Here is a 25,543-nt window from a genome sequence, read left to right on the forward strand (position 1 = left end):
TGTTTTTTAGGCAACATTCCGGTCATGACGCTGCTCAAACCCATCCAGATCGGTCCCGTGCGGATCGAGACACCGGTCGTTCTTGCGCCCATGACGGGCGTGACCGACATGCCGTTCCGCACGCTCGTGCGGCGCTATGGGTCGGGCCTTAACGTCACAGAAATGATCGCCTCACCCGCGATGATCCGCGAGACACGGCAATCGCTGCAGAAGGCCGCCTGGCACCCGATCGAGGAACCGGTGTCGCTTCAGCTCGCCGGCTGCCAGCCCGCTGAAATGGCTGAGGCAGCCAAGCTCAATGCCGATCGGGGCGCGGCCATCATCGACATCAACATGGGCTGCCCGGTGAAGAAGGTGGTGAATGGCGATGCCGGCTCGGCGCTGATGCGCGACCTGCCGCTCGCTGCCCGACTGATCGAGGCGACCGTGAAGGCGGTCGATGTGCCGGTGACCGTGAAGATGCGAATGGGCTGGTGCCATGACAGCCTGAACGCACCCGAGCTGGCACGCATCGCCGAGGATTTGGGCGCCAAGCTGATTACGGTTCACGGGCGGACCCGCAACCAGATGTACAAGGGCAGCGCGGACTGGGCGTTCGTGCGGCGCGTGAAGGATGCGGTGAAGTTGCCCGTCATCGTGAATGGCGACATCTGCTCGCTCGACGACGCGCGCACCGCGCTGGCGCAGAGCGGCGCCGATGGCGTGATGATCGGGCGCGGCGCCTATGGCAGGCCGTGGCTGCTCGGGCAGGTCATGCAGGGTCTGGTGAGCGGCCGGACCGTCGAGAACCCCAGTATTGCCGAGCAATATGCCGTGATTGTCGAGCATTATCGCGCGATGCTCGACCATTATGGCGAGACGACCGGCGTCAACATGGCCCGCAAGCATCTGGGCTGGTACACCAAGGGCCTGCCCGGCTCGGCCGAGTTCCGCAACATGGTCAATCAGGTGCCGGATGCGGCGACCGTGCTCGATATGCTGGAGCGCTTCTACGCCCCGTTCGTGACGCACCCTGAACGGCTCGATCAGGAACCGGAACAGGCCAGGAATGCAGCCTGAGGCCGATTTCAGGGCTGGGGCGGATGCGAATGCACCGACCCGATCCCTGCCTGCCGCTGCCGAAATCGTCTCCGCGCATCCCGTCGCGACATTGATGATCGATCCGGACGGCCGGATCGTCCTGGCCAATGCCCGCGCAGAGAATCTGCTCAATATGGCGCGCTCGGCACTGGTCGGCAGCGCCATCGGGCGTGTGCTGCGCATTGCCGATCCACGCGTCGATGCGGCGATCTGGATGACGGACAAGCCGCTGTCTGCCTATGATATTCAGGTCCATGCCGGGCGGAATGAAGCGTTGGAGATGGATATTCTCATTCATCCGCTGCTGGAGGACGATCGCTGGCGGATCGTCGCCCTGCATGTCCATGGCCAGTCGCAGGCACTCGGCACGCGGCGCACATCCATGGGCGTGCGCTCGGCGACCGGCGCGGCAGCGATGCTCGCTCATGAGATCAAGAACCCGCTTTCGGGCATTCGCGGCGCGGCGCAATTGCTGGAGGGCGATGCCGGGGAGGCAACCCGTCCGCTCACCAAGCTGATCTGCGACGAGGTGGACCGGATCGCTGCACTGATCGACCGGATGCAGCACTTCACCAGCAACCAGCCGCTCGAATGCCGGCCGGAGAATATCTATCCGCTGCTCGACCGAGCCGTGGAGTTGGCGTGCGCCGGGTTCGCCCGCAATTGCACGATCACCCGCACCTATGACCCGTCTCTCCCATTCGCACAGGTGAATGGCGACGCGCTGGTGCAGATCATGCTCAATCTGGTCAAGAATGCGGTGGAGGCCGTGGATGGCATGGCGGATGGCGCGGTTCAGGTTGCGACGGCCTACCGCCATGGCCTGTCAGTGATGGGCGCGCGCGGCAAGGGCGCCGCACCGCTGCAGATCGAGATACAGGTGATCGACAACGGCCCCGGCGTGCCGGACAATATCCGCGATGTGCTGTTTAATCCGTTCATTTCCAACAAGCGCAGCGGACAGGGCCTTGGTCTCGCGCTGGTCGACAAGCTGGTGCGCGATATGAACGGCCTGGTGCAGTATGAGCGGGACAAGGTGGCCGGGCGGTCGATCTTCCGGGTTCTCCTGCCCATGGGAGGGAGCCTATGACGCGCCTGACCGGCAAGGTCCTGGTGGTCGATGACGATCCGGCGATCTGCATGGTCGTCAGCGAGGCGCTCAAGCGGCAAGGCCACATCATCCGCACCGCCGGCTCGATAGCCGAGCGCCATGAGGCGCTGGCGAGCTTCACGCCCGATGTGCTGATTACCGACGTGATCCTGCCGGACGGCGATGGTCTCGATGATGTCGGCAATATTCTGGCTTCCGAGCCTGACCTCAAGGTCATCATCCTCTCGGCGCAGAACACGCTCAACACGGCCGTACGCGCCACGGGGCAGGGGGCATTTGAATATCTGCCCAAGCCGTTCGATCTGAATGAGCTTAGCCGCGCGGTAGCCGAAGCCCTCAGTGTTCGGGCCAAGGGCAAGCTGGCGGAACCCGCGGCTGGTGAGGGCACGGACGACGGCCTGCCCCTTATCGGGCGCTCGCCGCAGATGCAGGAGGTCTATCGCACCATCGCGCGGGTGGTGGGCAATGATCTCAACATTCTGGTTTTAGGCGAATCCGGCACCGGCAAAGAACTGGTGGCCGAGGCGATCCACAGCCTGGGGCCGCGCCGCAATGAACCCTTTGTGGCGATCAACATGGCCGCCATTCCCCGCGAGCTGATCGAGGCGGAGCTGTTCGGATACGAAAAGGGCGCGTTTACGGGGGCCTTCGCCCGAACGGCGGGCCGGTTCGAGCAGGCCGAGCGCGGCACGCTGTTTCTCGACGAGATCGGCGACATGCCGATGGATGCGCAGACGCGGCTGCTGCGGGTGCTCCAGTCCGGCGAAATCACGACAGTGGGCGGGACAAGGCCGGTGCGGGTCAACGTGCGCATCATCGCCGCCACCAATCAGGATCTGCCGACGCTGATCAGCGAAGGCCGGTTCCGCGAAGACCTGTTCTACCGGCTCAACGTCGTCCCGATTCGCCTGCCGGCGCTGCGCGAGCGAACGGGTGACGTCGCGATCCTCGCGCGGTATTTCCTCGATCAGGCTGTCTTCGAGGGATTGCCGAGCAAGCTGCTCTCCGAGCAAGCCGCCGCGCTGCTCGAGCGCTACGACTGGCCGGGCAATGTGCGCGAACTCCAGAACCTGATGAAGCGCCTGACCGTGCTCACGCGCGATCAGGAAATTCAGGTCCAGCATGTCCGGCAGGTGCTGCGCGTGCAGGATAGCGTCGGTGATCCGGCCGACAGCAGCGCCGCCGATCTGGCGGACGCGGCGCGGCGCTGGGCGCGGGATCACCTCGCGGTCGGCGGCAATGGCAGCCCCTGCGAGCTTTACGACCGGTTGCTCGATGTCATCGAACCTGTGCTCCTGAGCGAGGTGCTTGCCGCGATGGATGGCAACCAAATCAGGGCGGCGGCCACACTGGGGCTCAATCGCAACACCTTGCGCAAGAAGCTCAATCATTATGATATCGACCCCACCATGCCGCTGCGCCATCGCTGATTGCGGTGCGATAGACCGGGGCGGGCCAGCGCCGTAACTTCCACCGTGGCGCGTTAAGCGTGTTTGCTCCGCCACGCCGATGTTGTATCGGTGCCACGATGGATCAAAGATCGACTGTGCTGGACAACGTGAGCGATCCGTCGCGGCCGTTGCGCATCTGGCAGCGGCTCAGTCGTCTGGCTGTTCCGCTCACGGCGGGGGTCTTTGTCGCCACGGCGGGCTTCACTTGGTGGTTGCTCACCCGTCCGCAGGATGATGACACATTGCTCAGCGCCGCCGTGGTGGCGCTGCTGCTGGTCCTCAATCTTCTGCCCGCCATTCTACTGCTCGTTCTGCTCGGCCAGAGGATCGCCCGTCGGCGCGCCAATCGCAGTCTCGTGGGCGGCAACGGGCGGCTGCACGTCCGCCTCGTCGCCCTGTTCTCAGTGATCGCGAGCCTTCCGCTCCTGCTCGTCGTGATCTTTGCCTCGCTGCTCTTCCAATATGGCGTGCAGTTCTGGTTCTCGGCCGACGCGCGCGGCATGCTCCAGAACGCCTCCGATCTGGCGCGCGGCTATTATCAGTCCAACCTCAAGGAGTTGAGCGACGAGACCGTGACGATGGCGGGGGACCTGCGCAATTATCTCTCCCAATCAAGCATTTCCAGCCCGTCCTTCGCGGAGGGTTATATCTATCAGGTGGTCACGCGGAAACTGAACCGCTCGGCGATCATCGAGATCGGCAAGGATGGCGTCGCGCGGACAGCAGCGACGGTCGATCCGGAACGCCAGACCGCCACGGATATGCTGACGCCGGAGATCATCCGCGATCTGCGCAATGGCCAGCCGGTCGTGGTGCAGGCCAAGCCTAACCAGATCGAAGCCTTTGTGCTCCTTTATCCCGAGTCCAACACCTTCCTCTACGCCACCCGCGATTCGGCCGTCTCAGCTTTCAGCGAGATGGAGCGCGCTCAGGCCGTGCTCGCCGATTATGACGAGTTCGCCGCGCGGTCCCGGCAGTTGCAGTTGCGCTTCAACATCGCGTTGTTCATCGGCACCTTGATGCTGGTGGGCACAGCAGTTTGGATTGCGCTGGCCGTGGCGGATCGACTCGTCCGACCGGTGGGAGAGTTGGTGGATGCCGCGCGGCGTGTGACGGCAGGCGATCTGTCGGCGCGGGTCACTGACTCTCATTCTCGCGACGAACTGGGCACACTGGCAAGCGCGTTCAACCGGATGACCCAGCGACTGGAGGCGCAGACCGGCGCGCTCGTTTCGGCCAACAACCAGCTCGCCGATCGTCGGGCGCTCATCGAGGCCGTGCTATCCGGTGTCAGCGCGGGCGTGGTGTCTGTCGACCGCGACGGGACCATCCAGATCCTGAACAGCTCGGCAGCGGGTCTGCTCGTGCGCCCCGGCGAACAGGCAGTCGGCCAACGGCTTGCCGATGTGTCCGAGGAGCTGGCAGCGCTGATGGAGGCCGGCACCGGTGCCGACATCATCCAGATCCGCGCCCGGGGCGAAGTGCGTACGCTCGCCGTCCGCGTGGTCGTCGAGGATGGCAATCAGGTGCTGACCTTCGATGACATTACCGAGCAACTGCTCGACCAGCGCCGCGCCGCCTGGTCGGATGTCGCCCGCCGGATCGCCCATGAAATCAAGAATCCGCTGACCCCGATTCAGCTCGCCGCCGAGCGGCTGCAGCGGCGCTATGGCAAGGAGATCGAGTCCGATCCCAGCACCTTCCGCCGGCTGACCGAGACGATCGTGCGGCAGGTCGGCGATCTGCGCCGTATCGTCGATGAGTTTACCTCCTTCGCGCGCATGCCCAAGCCGGTCTTCCGGGAGGAAGCGGTAATCGACATCGCCCGCCATGCGATGTTTCTGCATGAGGTCGCGCACCCCGAGATTACTTTCACCTTCGCCAGCGAGGAAGCCGACCCGGCCTTGGTCTGCGATCGTCGGCAGATCGGCCAGGCGCTGACCAATATCGTCAAGAACGCGGTCGAGGCCATCGAGCAGCGGCATCTTGCGGACGCGCCTAAGGGGGAGGGCGATCAACCGCCCGCCAGTGCCCAGCATGGCCATGTGACGATGCTCGTGCTGCGTGAGGAAGGGCAGCTCGCCATTTCCGTGACCGACGACGGGATCGGCCTGCCGGAGCAGCGCGAGCGGATCATCGAACCCTATATGACGACGCGCGCCAAAGGCACCGGCCTCGGGCTCGCGATCGTGAAGAAGATCGTCGAGGAGCATTTCGGCTCCATCACCTTCGGCGATGCCGAAAGCGGAGGCACGGTCGTGACTCTCCGCTTCGACGTGGAACGGCTGTCGCGCCTCGCAGAGGGCGACGAGAGGGCCGAGACAATATGAAAGAGACGTTGAATGGCGCTTGATGTTCTGATCGTCGATGACGAAGCCGATATCCGGGAACTGGTCGCGGGTGTCCTCGAGGACGAGGGGTTCGAGACGCGCCTTGCCGCCAATAGTGACGAGACGTTGGAAGCGCTTGCCGCGCGGCGCCCATCGCTGGTGTTGCTGGACGTGTGGCTGCAGGGGTCAAAGCTGGATGGCCTTGAACTGCTCGACATCATTAAGGAGCGAGACCCCAGCATTCCGGTGCTGATGATCTCGGGCCATGGCAATATCGATACGGCTGTCGCGGCGATCCGGCGCGGGGCGGTCGATTTCATCGAGAAGCCGTTTGAATCCGACCAGCTTCTTCACATCGTCAACCGGGCGACGGAAACCGAGCGCCTGCGCCGGGAGAATCAGGTGCTGCGCGCGCGGTTCGGCCAGGAAGAGGAACTGACCGGCACCAGCAATGCGATCAACACGGTGCGTGCCACGATCAAGAAGGTCGCCGGCACCGGCAGCCGGGTGCTGATTACCGGACCGGCCGGCGTCGGCAAGGAAGTGGCGGCGCGAATGCTCCACAATTGGTCGACCCGGGCGAGCGGTCCGTTCGTGATCGTGACGGCGGCGCGGATCGAGCCGGAGCGCGCCGAAGAAGCGCTGTTCGGCGTGGAGGGATCCGACGGGGTGATCCGGCCCGGCCTGCTGGAGCAGGCCCATGGCGGCACGCTGTTTCTCGACGAAATCGCCGACATGCCGCTCACCACGCAGGGCAAGATCCTGCGGGTGCTGACCGACCAAAGCTTTACCCGTATCGGCGGGCAGCGGCAGGTGAAGGTCGACATTCGGGTCATCTCATCCACGGCGCGTGATCTCAAGGAAGAGATCGCCGAGCGGCGGTTCCGTGAAGATCTTTATTACCGGCTCAATGTCGTGCCGCTCACCTTGCCGCCGCTGGCAGAACGGCGGGATGACATTCCCGGTCTGGTCGAGCATTATCTGGCGCGCTTTGCCGCCGAGCGCGGCATGGCCTCCCCGAACATGGCGCCCAATGCGATGGCCGCCCTGCAATCGGCTGATTGGCCGGGCAATGTCCGCCAGCTCCGCAATGTCGTCGAGCGCACCGTCATTCTGGCGCCGATGAACTCGGGCGGCGTGATCGAGCTGGAGATGCTGCCCGCGGAGGCTACCGGCGGTGGCGACGACACCGGCATGTCCACCGCGATCATGGGCGCGCCGCTGCGGGAAGCGCGCGAGAATTTCGAGCGGGAGTATCTGCGCATCCAGATCAAGCGCTTTTCCGGCAACATTTCGCGGACCGCTGCGTTCATTGGCATGGAGCGCTCGGCCCTGCACCGCAAGCTGAAGTCGCTCGGGCTGGGAGATGAACGCGATAGTTGAACACTGAAAACCTTTGTGCAGCGCAACAAGCCGGGGCTGGATTTCTCCCCGGGAATCACATAGCGTGCACCAGTCACCCCGCTCATGGGGCATATCGACGCTTTGACAGAGCGCGACGCGGACAGCGAGCCGCCAATAATGGAGTAGAAAATGGCCGAAAAACTCAATAACTTACAGGACATATTTCTCAACAGCCTTCGCAAGAGCAAGACCCCGGTGACCATGTTTCTGGTCAAGGGCGTCAAGCTTCAGGGCATCGTCACCTGGTTTGATAATTTCTCGGTCCTGCTTCGGCGCGACGGTCAAACCCAACTGGTATACAAGCACGCCATTTCCACGGTCATGCCTGCGCATCCGATGGATCTCGCCAAGATTGAATCCGCCTTCTCATCAAATGAGCGCAAGCCGAAGCTTTTGCAGGAAATTTTCCTGTCGGCGGTCCATAAGTCCGGCGACCCGGTGACTATGTTTCTGGTCAACGGCGTGATGCTTCAGGGCGAGATCGCGGCTTATGACCTGTTCTGCATGTTGCTCCAGCGCGATGGTCTCGTGCAGCTCGTCTACAAGCATGCCATCTCGACCGTTCAGCCCACCCATCCGCTCGATCTCTCGGGCGAAAATGATGAAGATGAGGACTGAACAGATGGGGATGACCCATTAGTTTTCATCTCGATCAGGAAGAAGTGACGCGTGGAACGCGGGCCATCGTGGTCCACGCCGATCTCGGCCGACGCCAGCGGCGGGACGTCTCGGCCCGGCTGGAGGAAGCCAAAGGCCTCGCGCTTGCCATCGGGCTGGATGTGTGCGCGACCTCCGCGTTCCGCGTGCGGCAGTCCCGGCCAGCGACGCTGTTCGGCTCCGGGCAGGTGGAAGAGATCGCCGCGCTTGCCGTGCGTGAGCAGGCCGAGCTCATCGTCGTCGATAATAATCTGACACCCGTGCAGCAGAGCAATCTTGAGAAGAATTGCGCCGCCAAGGTCATCGACCGCACCGGCCTTATCTTGGAGATTTTCGGCGAGCGCGCCGCCACGGCCGAGGGGCGCCTGCAGGTCGAGCTGGCCCATCTCGATTATCAGGCCGGCCGGCTTGTGCGCAGCTGGACCCACCTGGAGCGGCAGCGCGGCGGCTTTGGCTTTCTTGGCGGCCCCGGCGAAACGCAGATCGAAGCCGACAGGCGGATGATCCGCGATCGCATGGCCCGCATCCGGCGCGAGCTTGAGCAGGTTACGCGGACCCGCGGGCTTCATCGTGCCCGGCGCCAGCGCGCGCCTTGGCCGGTGATCGCGCTCGCTGGCTATACCAATGCGGGCAAATCGACCCTGTTCAATCGCCTGACCGGATCGGCTGTGGTCGCGCAGGACATGCTGTTCGCCACGCTCGACCCCACGATGCGGCAAATCAGCCTTCCCGGCATCGACAAGGCTATTCTCTCGGATACGGTGGGCTTCGTGTCGGACCTGCCGCACCAGCTGGTCGCGGCCTTCCGCGCAACCCTGGAAGAGGTGCTCTCCGCCGATCTCATTCTCCATGTGCGTGATATCGCGCATCCTGACAGCGACGCGCAGAAAGCCGACGTGCTGGACGTGCTGGCCGATCTGGGCGCGGTCGCCGGTGAGGACGACGATGCGCCCGTGGATAGCGCCGTGCCGGTGCTGGAAGTCTGGAACAAGGTCGATCTGATCGACGATCCCGACCATCAGGCTGCGATCCGCAACCGGGCGGAGCATGAGCCCGATGTCGCCCTCGTTTCCGCGCTGACGGGCGAGGGGATCGAGGCGCTACGCCGGCGCCTTTCCGATATTCTCGGCAAGAGCCACCGGCGCTACGAGTTCGATCTGAGCGGACGTGAAGGCGCGGCGCTTGCCTGGCTTCATGCCCATGGCGAAGTGCTGTCCGAAACGGCAGAGGCCGATGGGGGCGAAGTCACCATCCACGTCTCTGTGCGGATGGAGCCGGCCGATTATGATCGCTTCGTGCGCCTGCACGGCGACCAGGCCGGGCTGATCGCCTGAGGCTCGCTTTCAACGCTCTGCGCGCTTGACCTTCTGCCAAAGCGCTTCCTTCTCATCCAGCGACAAGCCGGGAAATGCCTGGCCCGCGTCGGCCTCCATGGCGCGGAACCGCCGCTCGAATTTCCCGCTCGCCCGGCGGAGCGCCGTCTCGGGATCGACATGATGATGCCGTGCGAGATTGACGACCGCAAACAACAGGTCGCCGATCTCGTCCTCAAGCTCGGCCTGATCGGTGGCCTGTTCGACCTCCTCCAGCTCTTCCAGCACCTTGGCGCGCACATCTGCGATGTCATCCCAATCAAACCCGACGCGCGCGGCACGGTTCTGGATTTTCTCCGCCCGCGAGAGGGCGGGCAGGGAGAGCGCAACGCCTGACAAGGCCGAGCGGTCCTCCGAGGGCTTGCCGGCGCGCTCTGCAGCCTTGATCTCATCCCAACCGGGCGAGACCGACCCCGGCGCCGCAAAAACATGCGGATGGCGCCGCAACATCTTCTTGCAAATCGCGGAGATGACATCGGAAAGATCGAAGGCCTTTTGCTCCGAAGCCATCTGGCTGTGAAACACGACCTGAAACAGCAGATCGCCCAGCTCATCCTTGAGCGCCGCCATATCGCCGGACTCGATGGCGTCGGCGACCTCATAGGCCTCCTCGATCGTGTAAGGCGCGATGGTGGCGAAGGTCTGGGCGACATCCCACGGGCAGCCATCATCCGGATTGCGAAGCCGAGCCATGATGTCCTGAAGCGGTGCGATGTCTGCGGGTGTCTTGCTCAATGAAGGTTCCGTCACGATAGGATAGCTCGCCAGACGGTAGACAGGTCGATGTCCAAACTCCAGCGTCGACCGGAAAGAGCGCCCATCGGGCAGGGAGCCACCTTAAAAGTGGACCCGATTTTTCTTTTTTTATGAATGCGCTGAGGAATTCCGGGTAACGACGCTCATAGAAAACAGAACAAATGGACCTCTCACGGAGATGGCATAGGTGCAGGATAAATCCGTGCCTGTTTTGGATGACGAACGTGTGTCGCTGCACCGGCGCGCTTTGCATCGCTATTTCAGCAAACGGGTGCCCATCGGCGAGGTCGAGGATCTCGTGCAGGAAGTCCTGGCCAATCTGCACAGCCGCCAGAAAAGCGCGGAAATCGAGAATGTGCAGGGCTATCTCTTCACCATCGCCTCCCATGTGCTGGCGCGGCGGCACCACAAAAATGCCCAGTTGCGCTATGCCGACGAAGAGGTGCCGGATCAGATCGATCCCTTCTCACCAGAACGCATCCTGATCGGGCAGCAAAGCCTCACCGCTGCTCTGGAGGTGATCCGCACGCTGCCTCCGCGCACTCAGCAGGTGTTCGTTCTTCATCGCTTCGAGGAGATGACCTACGCCCGGATCGCGGCGCATCTGGGCATCTCGGCAAGCGCCGTCGAAAAGCACATCATGCAGGCTTTGAAAGCATTGCACGACAATGCCAGGGGGACGGAATGAAGTTTCTGCCTCGCCTCGTTCGGGTCGCCGACCGGCCGACGCCCGTGGATGCCCCCGGATGGGTGGCCCGTGTGCGCTCAGGCACATTGCCTCCGCAAGAGGTTCGCCAGTTCGAGCGTTGGCTGGCCGAACGCGACGAGAACCGCCGCGACTATGACGCGGTGGTCGCCCAGTTTCTGGAACTCGATCGCCTCCGTTCCCATCCGGAAATCATGGCCTTGCGCGAAGAGGCGCGCCAGGCGCCTCGGGGCAAACGCCGGCTCGCCATCGCGGCGGCTCTCGGCCTGCTGCTCACCGGCGCCGTGGCGGCCGTCGTTGCGCTCGATCTGCTGCCCACCAGCAACGAACAGCGAGCGTCCGTCGTCACAGCCTATTACGAAACGCCGGAGGGCAAGACGTCGGCGATCGTCCTGCCCGATGGCAGCAAGGTCTTCCTCGATGCGAGCAGCGCGCTCAAGGCGAGCATGGGGGAGACGACCCGGCGCATCGAGTTGCTGAGCGGCCGCGCCAACTTTGCGGTGGCGAAAGATCGCGAGCGGCCCTTCGTGGTGATGGCCGGTGGTGAGCGGATCAAGGCGCTCGGCACCCAGTTCGACGTCAATCTCGTCGAGCGCAGTGTCGAGCTGACGCTCATGGAGGGCCATGTCGTCGTGCAGGGCCTCAAGACAAAGTCGGACACGGCATCGACCGTCTTCATGCGCCCCGGCTACCGCCTCGTCGCGGGGGACGGCAATTGGACACTCGCCCCGGTCGACCTGCGCAATGTTTCGCGCTGGCGGGAGGGTGTCCTGATTTTCGACGAAGCCCGGCTCGGCGACATCGTGGCCGAGATGAACCGCTATCTCCCGGCCAAGATCCTCATCGGCACGCCCGCCATTGCCGAGCGGCGGATGAGTGCCGTGCTCCGCGCCGGCGACGTCTCCACATTTCTTTCGGCCATCGATGCCATGGGCGTGGCCCGGTGGACGCGGGTTTCCGACGGGGAATATCGGTTGCTGGATATCGCCCGTGAAAGAAATCTGAACGCACGACTGAGGTAAATCGCGCGAACCGCCTCATCAGGTAGAGAAGTCTAAAAACAGGTGAGGGGATTTTCATGTTCATGTCTGGTTTCAACACGCGCGGCGCCTTGATGCTCGGCGCGGCGGCGACCGCGCTGGTCGCTTCGGCAGCGCAGGCCAAGCCGGTCGATTTCGATATTCCATCGCAGCCTCTGCCTTCAGCCCTGCGGACGTTCGGGCTGCAGAGCGGCACGTCGATCGTCTTTTCCGCCTCGTCCACCGGCTATGGGCCGTCGGTGCCGATCAAAGGGCAGTATGAGCCCAAGGAAGCGCTGGCCCGGCTGTTGGGAAGCGCCCCTCTGCAGCCGCTGGAGCGCGGCAGCGGCTTCACCGTCGTGCGCATGGAGCCGCGGCCTGCCGCCGCCATGGCCGCACCAGCGCCCGCCGCGCCTGCGCCGCAAGCCATGGCTCAGACTGAGCCGGCGCCGGAGGCCGAGGAGGGCGATGCGATTGTCGTCACGGGCTCACGGATCGCCCGTTCCGGCTTCACCGCGCCGACGCCTGTCACGCAGCTCGGCAGCGAGCGTCTGGCGAATACCTCGGCGGCCAGCGTCGGTGAGGCGCTTGCCCAGCTTCCGGCCTTTCGCGCCACCACTTCGCCAACCACGTCCGGCGTGACCATTGGCGCCGGTGGCGCCCGCACGGTCGATCTTCGCGGTCTGGGCGCGCAGCGCTCGCTGGTTCTGGTCGACGGGCGCCGGTTCGTGCCCAGCACGATTGCCGGCGCTGTCGACACCAATCTCATTCCCGGCATCCTCATCAATCGCGTCGAACTCGTGACGGGCGGTGCCTCGGCGGCCTATGGCTCGGATGCCGTCGCCGGCGTCGTGAACTTCATTCTCGACAAGAAGCTGCAGGGCTTCCGGGTCAATGTGCAGGCTGGCATCTCCGAGCGAGGCGAGGATAGCGATCAGCTGATCGCCGCCGCAGCGGGCACCAGCTTTGCCGGTGGACGCGGCCACATCATCATCGGCGGCGAGTATAACAATAATCGCGGCATGGGCGGCTGCTACAGCTATGATCTGTGTGCGCAGGAATGGCAGGTTCTCACCAACACCGCCTACCGGACCAACGGCCAGGCCGCGCGGATCATCAGCCCGAACGTGCGCACGGCGACACAGACCTACGCCGGCAAGATCAACGCCCCGACCGCGCTCGCGACGATCCAGTTCGACGATGCAGGCAACCCGGTTCCGTTCGTGCGCGGGCAATATGCGACGCTGTTCATGCAGGGCGGGAGCGGGCAGGGGCAAAACGCCTTCCGGTCCGCCGGGGTGCTCAAAGTGCCGGTGGAGCGCTACGCCCTGTACGGACGCACCGAATATGAGCTGGGTGCGGTGACGCCCTTCATCGATGTGTCCTATGGCCGGGTTCGCGTCATCACGCCGGGCGCGCAGACCCGCGACACCAATCTGACCATCAATCGCGACAACCCCTATCTGCCGCGGTCGATCGTCAATCAGATGACCACGCTTGGCGCGCAGACGCTCACCTTCGGGCGCGTCGGGCAGGATCTTGGCGTGGCGGTGGGCGACAATGTCACCAAGACCTTCCGCATCGTCGGCGGTTTCGATGCCGATCTGGGCAATGGCTGGAAGGCGGATGCCTATTATCAATTCGGCCAGACCGACGCGAGCCAGATCGTCGAGAACAACCGCATCACCGCCAACTTCACGCGGGCGCTGGATGCCGTGGACGAAGGCCGGTTCCGCACCGGGGTGGACAATGGCAATATCGTGTGCCGTGCGACCCTCAGCCCCAATGCTGCGGTCCGCGCGGCCGCGACGGGCTGTCAGCCCCTCAACCTGTTCGGCCAGTATCGCTTCTCGGAGGCGGCGCGCGCCTACAGCTTCGGCACCTCCGAACAGCGCACGCGCTTTCAGCAGCATGTGGTCGCCGCCAACCTGCGGGGCGATCTGTTCGACTTCGGCTCCGGCCCGGTTTCCATCGCGGTGGGCGGCGAGTATCGCAGCGAGCGTGTGAGCGGCACGGCAGACCCGATCTCGCTGACCAACGGCTTTTACATCGCAAACGCCTCGTCCTTCGGGCCGGAAACGATCAACATCGTGGAAGGCTATGCGGAAACCGTCGTTCCGCTGCTCCGCGACATGCCCGGCATAGAACTGCTCGAGTTCAACGGGGCGATCCGCCGCACGAATTACAGCACCAGCGGCTCTGTGACGACCTGGAAGCTCGGTGGCATATATGAGCCGGTCGAGGGCGTGCGCTTCCGTGGCACACGGTCGCGCGACATCCGCGCGCCCAACGCCGCCGAGCTTTATACCCCGCTGGTGGCCTCGCAGGGCTCCATCTTCGACATCTCGAACAGCAGTCAGGTGCTTGCCCGCGTGTTCCGGGGCGGCAACCAGTCCCTGCGGCCGGAAATTGCGGATACCACCACGGCCGGCGTCGTGCTTCAGCCGCGGATGATCCCTGGCCTGCGCTTCTCTGCGGATTATTACGACATCAAGATCCGCGACGCGATCGACCTCGTCGGCGCGCAGGTGATCACGGATCGCTGTAACGCGGGCGGGGCCAGCTATTGCGCGCTGATCACGCGCGACACCGGCCCCAGCGGCCTGATCACGGACGTGGTGGACCAGTATCTCAACGTCAACCAGATCAAGACGCGCGGCATCGACTTCGAGCTGGATTTCTCGAAGCGCTTCGGGGCCGATAACCGCATCGCCATCAACCTGCTGGCGACCCGCGTGTTCGATCTGATCCAGGTGGATGCGACGGGCTCTCTGGACCGCGCCGGGCAGACCGGGCGTCAGGTCGGCGGCCCGATCGGCGTGCCTAAATATACGCTGGATGGGACCTTCACCTTCGAGAAGGGACCGTTCGGTGCCACGGTGCAGGGGCACTACATTCCCAAGGGCAGCTACGATGCGAGCCTGATCGGGCCGGACGATCCCAATTACAGCAACACCCTGGCCAACAGCATCAACAATAATGTCGTCGACGACATGCTGACCTTCAATCTCTCGCTGCGCTACACCATCGGTGGGGCAGGGGATTCCACGATGCAGATCTATGCCGCGATCAATAATCTGTTTGATACGGACCCGCCCATCGCGCCGGGCAACTCGGTGACCAACCCTGTTTTCTTTGACCAGACCGGCCGCAGCTACCGCGCCGGCGTGCGTCTGAAATTTTAAGAGGAGAGAAAGAGATGACCCTGGAACGCAGAGATATTCTGACCGGCGCGGCGGGCCTCGGCCTTGCTGCTATGGCCGGCAATGCCAGCGCGCAGCGACGCGGCGGCGCGAAAGTGCCTGTCATCGACGTTCACACCCACAATTTCACCCCGCGCTGGGTGGAAATGCTGCGCAAGCACCCGGATGCGGACACGAGCCTCCTCCCGACCAAGCCGGACGAAACGATCTCCTATCGTGGCGCGCCGATCGTGCGGCTGGCGCCGGATATGACCGACCTCGACATGCGCATTGCCGCCATGGACAAGGCCGGGGTCGATATCGCGATCATCAGCCTCACGGCGCCGAACGTGTTCTGGAGCACCCGCGAGGTTGCGATCCAGACCGCGCGCGAGGTGAATGACGACTTCGCGGCGGCGGAGAAGAAATATCCCGGCCGCATCAAATGGATGGCCTCGCTACCCTGGCAATATCCCGATGCCGCCATCGAGGAACTCGCCCGCGTGCGCGGCATGGGCGCCGCTGGCCTCTGCCTGCTCACCAACATGGTCGGCATGCTGCCGGACGACGAGCATTTCCATCCGGTCTGGAAGGCGGTGGAGGAATCCGGCCTGCCGGCGTTCATTCACCCGACTGTGCCGATGGTCGACATCAAGAAGTGGGGCGTGGAATCTTTCGGCCTCGCCAACACCATCGGTTTCACCAGCGATACCGCGCTGGTGTATGCGCGGTTCATCCTCACAGGCTTCATGGACAAGTTCGAAGGGTTGAAGCTTATCGCCTGCCACGGCGGCGGCACGCTGCCCTACCTCATCGCCCGGATGGACAAGATGTGGGAGAACACCACCAGCCGCCGGCTCGTCAACAAGCCGCCGAGCGCCTATTTCCGCAAGTTCTGGTATGACGCGATCGTCTATGACCAGCCCACGCTCGAATTTCTTGTGAAGCAAGTGGGCGAGGACCGGGTGCTCTACGGCTCGGACTATCCCTTCTCCATCCAGGACATGGTCGGCGTGAAGGCAAGGGTCAGCGCGCTGCCGCCGGTGCAGCGGGACAAGATCCTGGGCACCAACGCGCAGCAGCTTTTCAAGATCTGAGCCACAGCGGCGAAAGCAAAAACAGGGCAGGCCGCACCACTGGGTTGGTGCGGCCTGTTTCTTTTGGCTGAGGCGGGCCGGCCTGGCGGCCTCATATCGGCAACCTTGCTGAGCTTGTTCGTTCTGCTGACATTATACGCGCGCTAAGGCGCACGGATGGCGTAGGCAGCGAATGCCCACAAGCTGGCGATGGAAGGAGTCCGACATGGCGCATGATCATCACGGTGGTGGGCACGCCCATGATCATACCGCCGGAGCCAGCGCCCGGATGCTGGTCCTGGCTCTCATCCTCACCTCGATCTATCTCGTCGCGGAGGTGGTGGGCGCGTTCGTCTTCAACAGCCTCGCCCTGCTTTCCGACGCAGCGCACATGTTGACGGACGTGGCAGCTCTGGGGATCGCGCTGCTAGCCATCCGCATCGGCCGCAGGCCCGCCGATGACAAGCGGACGTTCGGCTATCGAAGGTTCGAAATTCTGGCAGCCGCTTTCAACGCGGTTCTGCTCTTCATGATCGCGATCTACGTCTTCACCGAAGCGATCTCGCGCTTCAACGCGCCGCAGGAGACGCAATCCCTGGGCATGATGATCGTCGCGGCGATCGGGCTGGTGGTGAACCTCGTCTCGATGCGGCTCCTTTCGGCCGGCAAGGACAAGAGCCTCAACGTGAAAGGGGCTTATCTGGAGGTATGGGCCGACATGATCGGCTCAATCGGGGTGATCGCGGGTGCCATTGCCATTCGCCTCACCGGGGCGACATGGATTGACCCGGCCGTGGCGATCGCGATCGGCCTGTGGGTCCTGCCGCGGACCTGGGTCCTCCTACGCGATACCACCAACATCCTACTGGAAGGCACGCCCCAGGGGCTCGACCTGGGCGAGGTCCGCCGCGTTATCGCTGCCGTGCCGGGTGTCGCCGATGTCCACGATCTCCATGTCTGGTCGATGTCGAACGACGATATCAGCTGTACCTGTCATGTCACCCTGACCGGGGAGGGGCGCGCGGATGCCATCCGCATGGCCGTGACCAAGGCCATCGCATCGCGCTTCGCCATTCACCATGTGACGGTGCAGACCGAAGCGCCCGATCTTACCTGCGCGGAAGAGCATCGGCACGGATGAGAACGCGACGCCCCCGACCGACTTAGAACATCTCCTGATCAAAGACTTTCCTGATCGAGCTCAAAACTCTCTTTTGAATATCATCTGAGCTTTTCTTGCTGCAGACGAACGTAATCCAGAACGTCGTTTCGTCATGAGATAATTTCACGATGTCACCACTCTCAACGGCAGAGCGGGCGTGATGATCGAGCAGGAACGTCTTGGCGCCCCTCTCAATGGCTTCCGCAATAATCTGGTCTGAAAAAACCTGAGACTGGATTATGTTGTGATTAAATTCGCGGGATTGAATTTCCTTGATGCAAATCTCGTTAACTCCGTGATTGGAGCTCGGAGTGACATAAGGCAAATCTTCGATGTTTATTTTTCCATCCACGCACATTTTATAAATGTTCGTAGGAACATAGACCGAGGCTAGAGATTTTTTGAGATAATGAAAATTCACCTGATCATTCTGCTGCACATATAATCTCGCGATGCAGAATGCATTGTGATTTGTGGAGAGACGATTCACGATCTCCGTTGTCGATTCAAGGATCGTCAACCGCAATTTGCTCGGATAAACGGCTTCATTGATAATTTTTATTTTAGGCTTCACGAATGTTTCGAAGAAATAAGGTCTCGTTATAAACTCCAAATCCTCTTCGATACCTGCGTTCAATTTCGGCGACTGGATTTGCTTTTTAAGCTGAAGGGTTTCGTTCGCGAGTTTCAGCGTGCGCTGACCGCCGCTGGTTAGCTCCGGCGATTTTCCAGCCGCGCGGTCGAAGAGGGCCGCCCCGCACGCGCGTTCCAGAGCTTTTATCTGCTTGCTGACGGAGGCTTCGCTGATGTCGAGCTTATCCGCAGCCCGGCGGAATCCGCCGGCCTCCACCACCGCCAAAAAAATCTCGAGCTGTCTCGTCGTCGCCATACCCACACCATACCGATAACCAATTGGTTATCACGGTGATAGCCCGCCGGTACATTGCTTCTCAAGCGCTTTCCTCCGAACTGACGATCAACCGGCCCGCGAGAGGGGACGGATCAATGTTTATAAGGGGGAGGAATCGTGTCCAAGATTCGCACTTTACTCGTACGGGCCAGCGTCGTGGCCGTCGCATTATCTGCCGTCACGCCTGTTATGGCACAGGGACAAGCCACAACCGACAATAGCGCGCAGGAGGCCGATGGGGGCGTCGGCGATATTGTGGTGACCGCCCAGTTCCGCTCGCAGCGTCTTCAGGACACGCCGATCGCCATTACCGCGATGGATAGCGCGATGATGGAGTCGCGCAGCTATAACACCGTCACTGATCTTACGAACAGCGCGCCCAACGTCGTCTTGAAGCCGACGACCTCGGCCTTCGGCCCTGGCGCGGCGATCTATGTGCGCGGTGTCGGACAGGCGGATACCAACTTCGCTTATGAGCCGGGCGTCGGCCTTTATGTCGACGATGTCTATCATGGCACGGTTTTCGGGTCTCAGCTGGACCTGCTCGATCTCGAGCGCGTGGAGATCCTGCGCGGGCCGCAGGGAACGCTGGCGGGCAAGAATTCCATCGGCGGCGCGGTCAAGCTCTTCACCAAGAAACCCTCGGGCGAAGGCGGCTTCATCGAGGCCACAACGGGCAGCTTCGACCGCCTCGACTTGCGCGGTGCAGGCGATTTCGCGCTCGTGCCGGACCGGCTCTTCGTGCGTGTATCGGGCGCCACGCGCAGCAAGAAGGGTTATCTCGACCGGCTGGATTTCGGCTGCGTCTACCCGACTAACGGCGTGTTCACGGCCTCTGCCGCGGTTGGCAAAGATTGCGTGATCGGACAGGAAGGCGGCACGAAGTACACCGCCGGGCGTGTCGCTATGCGCTGGATCGCCAGTGACGACATCGAGGTCAATGTGGCGGCCAGCCGTTTGGTGGACGATTCAGAGCCGAGCGCAACCAAGCTGCTCGCGATTACGGTGGCGCCGACGCTGACGCCCGGCATCACCAACCGCAACGTTTTCATCACCGGGCCGGAATCGTACACAAACTACGCCAATTACACGACGCCCGCATTCACCGATGCCGGCGGCAGCCACAATACGGTCGTGTGGCAGCCCAATACGCGTCTTCGCACCTGGGAAGTCTCTGGTTCGATCGACTGGAAGCTCGGCCCTGATCTGGCTCTGAAGTCGATCACCTCGTATCAAAGCATATCCGGCCGCTATGGCACGGATTTTGACACGACGCCCTATGGCATCAACACCAACAACATCACCAATACCCACCACCAGTTCACCCAGGAACTGCGCCTCAATGGCACGAGCATTTCGGGGCTGCTGGATTGGACGCTGGGCGGCTATTATTACAAGGCCACCAGCTATATCGAAGGCGGCAGCATCATTGCGCCGGGGGCTGCGACCTCTTCCGTCTTCTATTCGGATGACACCATTCCGGCACGCAGCGTTTCCGGATTTGCCCATGTCACGGCGCATCTCACGGATCGTCTCAACCTGACCGGCGGCATTCGCTACACCGACGACAAGAAGGACTATAACTTCCGCCGCTTCAACCCGTTCAACACGAGCCAGGTGAGCTATACCGCACAGCGCCTCATCGACGGTGCGGTGGGCAGTTACAGCGGGAAGCGCTGGGATTATCGCGCCAATATCGACTACCGCCTGACCGACGATCTGATGGTGTTCGCGCAATATTCCACGGGCTTCCGCGGTGGTGGCGTCAATCCGCGGCCGTTCGTCATTCAGCAGGTGGTGCCGTTCAATCCTGAATCGCTGGAAGCCTATGAAATCGGCTTCAAGAGCGATCTGCTCAATCGCGCTGTCCGGTTGAATGCGTCTGCCTTCATCAACAATTACAAGGACATCATCTTCTCGAACACGGCGCCAACCGTTGTGAACGGGGTTGTCCTGACACCGCAGAACGCGACCCCCACCAATGCCGGCGACGCCCGGTTCAAGGGGTTCGAGGCGGAACTGACCGTTAATCCGCTCCGTGGCCTGTCGTTCGACGGCAGTGTCAGCTACCTCGATTTCCAGCTCACGAAGCTGGGCGCGGCGGGCGCCACGATTGCCGGCATCACGCTCAATTCGATCGCGCCTTTCGTGACCGAGTGGAAGGTCAGCGCTGGTGCGCAATATGAGATCCTCGTCGGGAACGCGGGCACGCTGACCCCGCGCCTCGATCTCGCCTATCAGTCGTCCTTCTACACCAATTCGGACAATAACCCGGCGTCCCTGGTGCCGGCCTATACGATGCTGAATGGTCGACTGACCTGGCAGTCCGCCGATGAGGATTGGAAGGTCTCGCTCGCCGTGACCAACCTCACCGACAAGTTCTACTACCAGAACAAGACACGCCTGCCGATCGGCCTCGTCATCGGGACGCCCGGCGCGCCGCGTGAATGGTCGCTCACCGTCAGGCGGGCGTTCTGATCCGTTCCTGCCGCCCGGACACGCGCCGGGCGGCAGGGCATGTGAGGTTTTCTCTGATGCAACTGATCGCAGGCGGAACATTCACAATGGGGTCTGACGATCACGATCCGGAAGAAGCGCCGGCCCGGAAAGTGAGAGTTCGCTGCGCGCGGGATGCGTGAGCCAGAATAAGAGGACTGCCCCAATGTCACCCCGCTCTGCCAAGCTCCGCCTCTCTCTCCTTGTCGCCTCATTGCCGGTCCTGACCATGCAACCGGTGCCGGCCGTCGCGGCCGATGAGCCGGTGCAGACTTGGCAGGCCTATCCCAAGGAGCCGGTCGCTCCCAAGAACGCACCCAATGTGCTGCTGATCATGACTGACGATGTCGGCTTCGGCGCGGCCTCGACCTTTGGCGGACCCGTCCCGACACCGGCCTTCGATGCCCTGGCGCAGAGCGGACTGCGCTACAATGCCTTCCACACGACCGCGATGTGCTCCCCGACCCGCGCCGCACTCCTGACCGGGCGCAATCATCATGCGGTGGGAAGCGGATCGATTGCCGATGTGTCCCTCGATGCGCCCGGTTACACGTCCGTCATTCCCAAGAGCGCCGCGACGATCGCCCAAGTGCTCAAGTTGAACGGGTATGACACCAGCTTCGTCGGCAAAAATCACAATACGCCCGTGTGGGAAAACACGCCGGTCGGGCCGTTCGACAACTGGCCCAACGGCATGGGCTTCGATTATTTCTACGGGTTCAACGCGCCCTATGCTGATCAATTCAATCCCGCGTTGATCGAGAATCGCAACACCGTGCGGGCGCCAGAGGACCCCGATTACATTCTGGATCGGGATCTTGCCGACAAGCTGATCCACTGGATTGACGTGCAGCATAACCTGCGGCCGGAGCATCCCTTCTTCGCCTATTTCGCCTCTGGCTCGACGCATGCGCCGCACCAGGCACCGCCCGAGTGGATCGCGCGCTTCAGGGGCCAGTTCGATCAAGGATGGGACGTGCTGCGCCAGCAGACGTTCGAGCGGCAGAAACGGCAGGGCATCATTCCGGCCAACGCTCAGCTCTCTCCGCGCCCGGAGCAGATTCCGGCGTGGGATCAGGTCAGCCCCGAGGTTCAGCGCGCGTACGCGAAGCAGATGGAAGTGGCGGCCGCGCAGCTCGCTTTCTTCGATTTTCAGATCGGGCGCGTGCTCGATACGCTGCGACGGAACGGCCAACTCGACAACACCATGGTCGTCTATATCCAGGGCGACAACGGCGCGAGCGAGGAAGATCTGCGCGGCAGTGCGGACCTGCTCCGGGTGATCGCCGGCAATCCGACGACCGACCAAGACCTGATTGCCGCGATGGGCGACTATGGTGGCCCAAAATCCTTCGGCACTTATCCGGCCGGCTGGGCCTGGGCGACCAACGCGCCGTTCCAGTGGGGCAAGCGCGTCGCATCGCATCTGGGCGGCCTGCGCGATGGGATGGTGGTGAGCTGGCCGGCGGGGATCAAGAAGGGCGGGGCGATCCGCCAGCAATTCACCCATGTCATCGACGTCGCGCCGACCATTTTCGAGGCCGCAGGCGTTTCCGCGCCCGACGTCGTGAACGGCGTGCAGCAGCAGCCCATCGATGGGACGAGCTTTCTCTACACGTTCAAGGATGCGGCGGCGCCAGAGCGGCATCGCGAGCAATATTTCGAGATGCTGGGCAACCGGGCCTATTACAAGGATGGCTGGATGGCATCGACCCTGCCGGGCCGGGCCCCGTGGGATGGGGCGGCCAAGACACAGCCGGCCGATTTCAAATGGGCGCTCTACAACCTCCGGAGCGACTGGTCCCAGACGGAGGATGTCTCCTCCCAACATCCCGCGAAACTGGAAGAGCTCAAAGCGGATTTCGACGCCGCCGCGCGTCGATACGCAGTCTACCCCCTGAACGCCGATCTTCATACGCGCATGGAGCCCCAGTTCCGGCCGTCCTTGCTCGGGCAGAGGACCAGCTTCACTTACTACCCCGGCGATACGCGGTATACGAACTACGCTTTCCCGACGATCGCGGCCGGCTGGACCGTGACCGCCGACGTATCGACTGCGGGCCCAAGCTCCAGTGGGCCGATCTACGTGCAGGGGGACCATTTTGGCGGCATGGCGCTGGTGCTGAACGCAGGGCGCCCCACCTTCATCGTGAATCCCAGCAGTGCCGGGACGCCGGTGGAGATTTCTCCCCGAGATGCGCTGCCAGCGGGCCGTTACAAGATTGCGGTAGATTTCGAACCCGTCCCCGCAGGCGGCACTACCGTACGCCTCAGGGTCGACGGCGCCGAGGTCGCGTCCACGACGGTAAGCCAGGCCCTCCGCGGCCGTGGCGATGCCTATATCGGGCGCACCGGTACGGCGCCGCTCTCCTACACCCCGTCCGTGGCGCCAGTCGCAAGCCGCTGCACCTGCGACATCGCATCCGTCACGATCAGCAAGAACGCCCGGTAAACCAGGAAAGACCGATCATGCCCATGAAATCCCGTATCGCCCGCATCGCAGGATCGACGGCGCTCTCGCTCCTGGTCCTGGCCCACGGCGGCGCAGCGATGGCGAAAGAGCCCGCAGATCGCACGCAAGCGCCGGAATGGCGCTATTATCCGAAGGCACCCAGCGCCCCCAATGGCGCGCCGAATGTGCTGCTGATCATGACCGACGATGTGGGCTTCGGGTCGGCGAGCACCTTCGGCGGCCTGATCCCGACGCCGACCTTCGACGCCCTTGCCAAGCGGGGCCTGCGGTACAATGAGTTCCATACGACCGCGATGTGCTCGCCCACCCGCGCGGCTCTCCTCACCGGCCGCAATGCCCATGCCGTCGCCTCGGGCTCGATCACCAACGTCGCCATCGATGAGCCGGGCTATACCTCTGTCATGCCTAAAAGCGCGGCGACCATCGCACGGGTGCTGCGCGACAATGGCTATGACACGGCGTTCTTCGGCAAGAATCACAATACGCCGGTCTGGGAAACCGGGCCGATGGGCCCCTTCGATCGCTGGCCCAACGGGATGGGCTTCGACTATTTCTACGGGTTCAATGCCGCCGCCAGCGACCAGTTTCGTCCCGAGCTGATCGAAAACCGCAATGCCATCGAGCCCCCCAAGGATGGCGATTACATTTTCGACAAGGACATGACCAACCATCTGGTGGACTGGTTGCGGGTGAAGTGGAGCCAGAAGCCCGACAATCCCTTCTTTGTCTATCTCTCCCCCGGCACCATGCACTCGCCGCATCAGGCGCCGGCAGAATGGATCGCGCGTTTCAAGGGGCGGTTCGACATGGGCTGGGATGTCATGCGCCAGCAGATCTTCGACCGGCAGAAGCAGTCAGGCACGATCCCGGCCAATGCGGTTCTGACGCCTCGGCCCGATGCGGTGCCGGCCTGGGACAGCCTCAGTCCGGAAGCCAAGCGGACCTATGCCCATCAGATGGAGGTGGCGGCCGCGCAGCTTGCCTATTTCGATGACCAGCTTGGCCGGGTGATCCGCGAGATCGAGGCCAATGGCCAGCTCGACAACACCATGATCATCTATCTGCAGGGCGACAATGGCGCCAGCATGGATAGCCGGCGTGGCGCGGTGCAGGAGTTGCAGAGCCTGATCGGTATCGAGCCGACCGAAGCGGAACTGATCGAAACATCGGACCAGAACGGAACCCCGCATAGCTACTCGAACTACAATGCCGGCTGGGCATGGGCGCAAAATGCACCCTTCCCCTGGGGCAAGCAGATCGCCTCGCATCTCGGCGGGTTGCGCGATGGGCTGGTCATCAGCTGGCCGCAGCGCATCAAGACGACCGGGCAGGTCCGCAGCCAGTTCCACCATGTGATCGATATCGCGCCGACGATCTATGAGGCAGCCGGCGTCGTGCCGCCGACGGAAGTCGATGGCGTGACGCAGCAGCCGATCGACGGCGTCAGCATGGTCTATAGCTTTGGCAACGCGACCGCGCCCTCCACGCGCCGCGCGCAATATTTCGAGATGCTGGGCAACCGCTCCTATTACAAGGATGGCTGGCTGGCCTCGACCACGCCGCCCCGCGCGCCCTTTGACCGGTCTACCACCCCGCTGGACCCGTCGACGTTCAAATGGGAGCTCTACAACCTCACGCAGGACTATTCGCAGTCGCGCGATCTGGCCGCTCAATATTCCCAGAAACTGGCCGAATTGCAGAAGGATTTTGAGGAGGCGGCACGCCGCTATCAGGTCAATCCGATCCAGGCCGACCTGATCGGCCGTGTGGGGGCGGGGAAGCGGCCCTCGCTGGTCGATGGTCGCAACCAGTTCACTTATTATCCGGGGCCAACCCGTTATCCGCAGGGGACGTTCCCGGCCCTCGGCATGGACTGGACCATGCGCGCCGCGATCACCACCGCGAGCACGAACGCGAAAGGGCCGATCGTGATCATCGGGGATGAGGCCGGGGGCGGGGGGCTGATCATGCAGGATGGTCGCCCCACCTATCTCTACAACCCGAGCGGGCGGGAAGCCGAGCGTGTGCGGCTGGAGGGCGAGCCAGTCGCCGTCGGACGGCATGATGTCAGCATCTCCGTCACGGCCGCGCCCAAGGTCGGCCCGCGCGCTGCGACGATCGCCATGATCGTGGATGGCAAGGTGGTGCAGTCGCAGGATGTCGCGGTCTATTATCCGCTGCGGGGCAGCGGTGTGATCGGCCGGTACAATGTCCGCACCCTGCTGGAGAACATGGCCGAGCCGGCCATGTCCGAACTCTCGATCGACCGCGTCACCTTCGAGAAATCAACCAAGTGAACTGAGAGGGAAGGGGCCCGCAGCCAGCTGCCGCCTCCCTTGTCCTGGCCGAATCTAGGA

The 25,543-nt window shown here is 62.9% G+C and carries 17 protein-coding genes; 15 read left to right on the forward strand and 2 right to left on the reverse strand.

Features of this window, described 5'->3' with window-relative positions:
* Positions 1 to 24: 24 nt before the first annotated feature.
* From dusB to hflX, 7 genes are all read left to right on the forward strand, one after another.
* Entirely contained in the window at positions 25 to 1,059 is a 1,035-nt protein-coding gene (gene dusB / locus M2342_RS09560; RefSeq protein ID WP_264578903.1) for a tRNA dihydrouridine synthase DusB, read from the forward strand.
* Positions 1,049 to 2,170 (forward strand): two-component system sensor histidine kinase NtrB, encoded by a 1,122-nt coding sequence (locus M2342_RS09565; RefSeq protein WP_264578904.1) that lies wholly within the window; start codon positions 1,049 to 1,051, stop codon positions 2,168 to 2,170. The genes dusB and M2342_RS09565 overlap by 11 nt, the downstream gene beginning before the upstream one ends.
* Positions 2,167 to 3,621: a nitrogen regulation protein NR(I) gene (gene ntrC, locus M2342_RS09570; protein ID WP_264578905.1), complete on the forward strand. Its 1,455-nt coding sequence runs from the start codon at positions 2,167 to 2,169 to the stop codon at positions 3,619 to 3,621. Before M2342_RS09565 ends, ntrC begins: the two co-directional genes overlap by 4 nt.
* Positions 3,622 to 3,719: 98 nt before the next feature.
* Complete coding sequence (locus M2342_RS09575; RefSeq protein WP_264578906.1) at positions 3,720 to 5,972, forward strand: ATP-binding protein; 2,253 nt, start codon at positions 3,720 to 3,722, stop codon at positions 5,970 to 5,972.
* A gap of 12 nt (positions 5,973 to 5,984) precedes the next feature.
* Positions 5,985 to 7,355, forward strand: a complete 1,371-nt coding sequence (locus M2342_RS09580; RefSeq protein WP_181559687.1) for a sigma-54-dependent transcriptional regulator — start codon at positions 5,985 to 5,987, stop codon at positions 7,353 to 7,355.
* A 150-nt stretch (positions 7,356 to 7,505) separates the two neighbouring features.
* Entirely contained in the window at positions 7,506 to 7,994 is a 489-nt protein-coding gene (hfq, locus tag M2342_RS09585; protein WP_264570320.1) for an RNA chaperone Hfq, read from the forward strand.
* A 44-nt stretch (positions 7,995 to 8,038) separates the two neighbouring features.
* Positions 8,039 to 9,367 carry a GTPase HflX gene (gene hflX, locus M2342_RS09590; RefSeq protein WP_413715130.1) on the forward strand — a complete coding sequence of 443 codons (1,329 nt, stop codon included), beginning with the start codon at positions 8,039 to 8,041 and terminating at the stop codon, positions 9,365 to 9,367.
* A 9-nt stretch (positions 9,368 to 9,376) separates the two neighbouring features.
* Here the strand turns inward: hflX and mazG are convergent, their stop codons facing one another.
* Positions 9,377 to 10,141, reverse strand: coding sequence for a nucleoside triphosphate pyrophosphohydrolase (mazG, locus tag M2342_RS09595; RefSeq protein WP_264578907.1), 765 nt, complete (start codon positions 10,139 to 10,141; stop codon positions 9,377 to 9,379).
* A gap of 223 nt (positions 10,142 to 10,364) precedes the next feature.
* Between mazG and M2342_RS09600 the strand changes: the two genes are divergently transcribed.
* The 5 genes from M2342_RS09600 to M2342_RS09620 all read left to right on the forward strand — a co-directional run bounded on the left by M2342_RS09600 (position 10,365) and on the right by M2342_RS09620 (position 17,286).
* Positions 10,365 to 10,850, forward strand: coding sequence for an RNA polymerase sigma factor (locus M2342_RS09600; protein WP_264572854.1), 486 nt, complete (start codon positions 10,365 to 10,367; stop codon positions 10,848 to 10,850).
* Positions 10,847 to 11,890 carry a FecR family protein gene (locus M2342_RS09605; protein ID WP_264578908.1) on the forward strand — a complete coding sequence of 348 codons (1,044 nt, stop codon included), beginning with the start codon at positions 10,847 to 10,849 and terminating at the stop codon, positions 11,888 to 11,890. The genes M2342_RS09600 and M2342_RS09605 overlap by 4 nt, the downstream gene beginning before the upstream one ends.
* A 56-nt stretch (positions 11,891 to 11,946) precedes the next feature.
* The gene (locus M2342_RS09610) at positions 11,947 to 15,072 is read left to right on the forward strand and encodes a TonB-dependent receptor domain-containing protein (protein ID WP_264578909.1); all 3,126 of its coding nucleotides are present in this window, start codon (positions 11,947 to 11,949) and stop codon (positions 15,070 to 15,072) included.
* A gap of 14 nt (positions 15,073 to 15,086) precedes the next feature.
* A complete protein-coding gene (locus M2342_RS09615; RefSeq protein WP_264578910.1) occupies positions 15,087 to 16,166 on the forward strand; it encodes an amidohydrolase family protein in 1,080 nt (359 codons plus the stop codon).
* 205 nt (positions 16,167 to 16,371) lie between these two features.
* Complete coding sequence (locus M2342_RS09620) at positions 16,372 to 17,286, forward strand: cation diffusion facilitator family transporter (RefSeq protein ID WP_264578911.1); 915 nt, start codon at positions 16,372 to 16,374, stop codon at positions 17,284 to 17,286.
* 22 nt (positions 17,287 to 17,308) lie between these two features.
* Here the strand turns inward: M2342_RS09620 and M2342_RS09625 are convergent, their stop codons facing one another.
* Entirely contained in the window at positions 17,309 to 18,196 is an 888-nt protein-coding gene (locus tag M2342_RS09625; protein ID WP_264578912.1) for a LysR family transcriptional regulator, read from the reverse strand.
* Between the two features lie 138 nt (positions 18,197 to 18,334).
* On the opposite strand from M2342_RS09625, the gene M2342_RS09630 reads away from it, so the two are divergent.
* The 3 genes from M2342_RS09630 (at position 18,335) to M2342_RS09640 (ending at position 25,483) form a co-directional block, all read left to right on the forward strand.
* Positions 18,335 to 20,695 (forward strand): TonB-dependent receptor, encoded by a 2,361-nt coding sequence (locus tag M2342_RS09630; protein ID WP_264578913.1) that lies wholly within the window; start codon positions 18,335 to 18,337, stop codon positions 20,693 to 20,695.
* Between the two features lie 184 nt (positions 20,696 to 20,879).
* On the forward strand, positions 20,880 to 23,165 hold the full coding sequence (locus tag M2342_RS09635) for an arylsulfatase (protein WP_264578914.1): 2,286 nt from the start codon (positions 20,880 to 20,882) through the stop codon (positions 23,163 to 23,165).
* A gap of 17 nt (positions 23,166 to 23,182) precedes the next feature.
* On the forward strand, positions 23,183 to 25,483 hold the full coding sequence (locus M2342_RS09640) for an arylsulfatase (protein ID WP_264578915.1): 2,301 nt from the start codon (positions 23,183 to 23,185) through the stop codon (positions 25,481 to 25,483).
* Positions 25,484 to 25,543 lie beyond the last annotated feature (60 nt).

The organism is Sphingobium sp. B8D3A (assembly GCF_025961995.1).
Classification (GTDB): Bacteria; Pseudomonadota; Alphaproteobacteria; order Sphingomonadales; family Sphingomonadaceae; genus Sphingobium.

Bases quoted from the DNA above. Each gene is read 5' to 3' on its own strand.
- hfq (WP_264570320.1), top strand. From the start codon at position 7,506: ATGGCCGAAAAACTCAATAACTTACAGGACATATTTCTCAACAGCCTT.
- dusB (WP_264578903.1), top strand. From the start codon at position 25: ATGACGCTGCTCAAACCCATCCAGATCGGTCCCGTGCGGATCGAGACA.
- M2342_RS09640 (WP_264578915.1), top strand. From the start codon at position 23,183: ATGCCCATGAAATCCCGTATCGCCCGCATCGCAGGATCGACGGCGCTC.
- M2342_RS09565 (WP_264578904.1), top strand. From the start codon at position 1,049: ATGCAGCCTGAGGCCGATTTCAGGGCTGGGGCGGATGCGAATGCACCG.
- ntrC (WP_264578905.1), top strand. From the start codon at position 2,167: ATGACGCGCCTGACCGGCAAGGTCCTGGTGGTCGATGACGATCCGGCG.
- M2342_RS09615 (WP_264578910.1), top strand. From the start codon at position 15,087: ATGACCCTGGAACGCAGAGATATTCTGACCGGCGCGGCGGGCCTCGGC.
- M2342_RS09620 (WP_264578911.1), top strand. From the start codon at position 16,372: ATGGCGCATGATCATCACGGTGGTGGGCACGCCCATGATCATACCGCC.
- M2342_RS09625 (WP_264578912.1), bottom strand. From the start codon at position 18,196: ATGGCGACGACGAGACAGCTCGAGATTTTTTTGGCGGTGGTGGAGGCC.
- M2342_RS09610 (WP_264578909.1), top strand. From the start codon at position 11,947: ATGTTCATGTCTGGTTTCAACACGCGCGGCGCCTTGATGCTCGGCGCG.
- M2342_RS09605 (WP_264578908.1), top strand. From the start codon at position 10,847: ATGAAGTTTCTGCCTCGCCTCGTTCGGGTCGCCGACCGGCCGACGCCC.
- M2342_RS09635 (WP_264578914.1), top strand. From the start codon at position 20,880: ATGTCACCCCGCTCTGCCAAGCTCCGCCTCTCTCTCCTTGTCGCCTCA.
- M2342_RS09575 (WP_264578906.1), top strand. From the start codon at position 3,720: ATGGATCAAAGATCGACTGTGCTGGACAACGTGAGCGATCCGTCGCGG.
- M2342_RS09580 (WP_181559687.1), top strand. From the start codon at position 5,985: ATGGCGCTTGATGTTCTGATCGTCGATGACGAAGCCGATATCCGGGAA.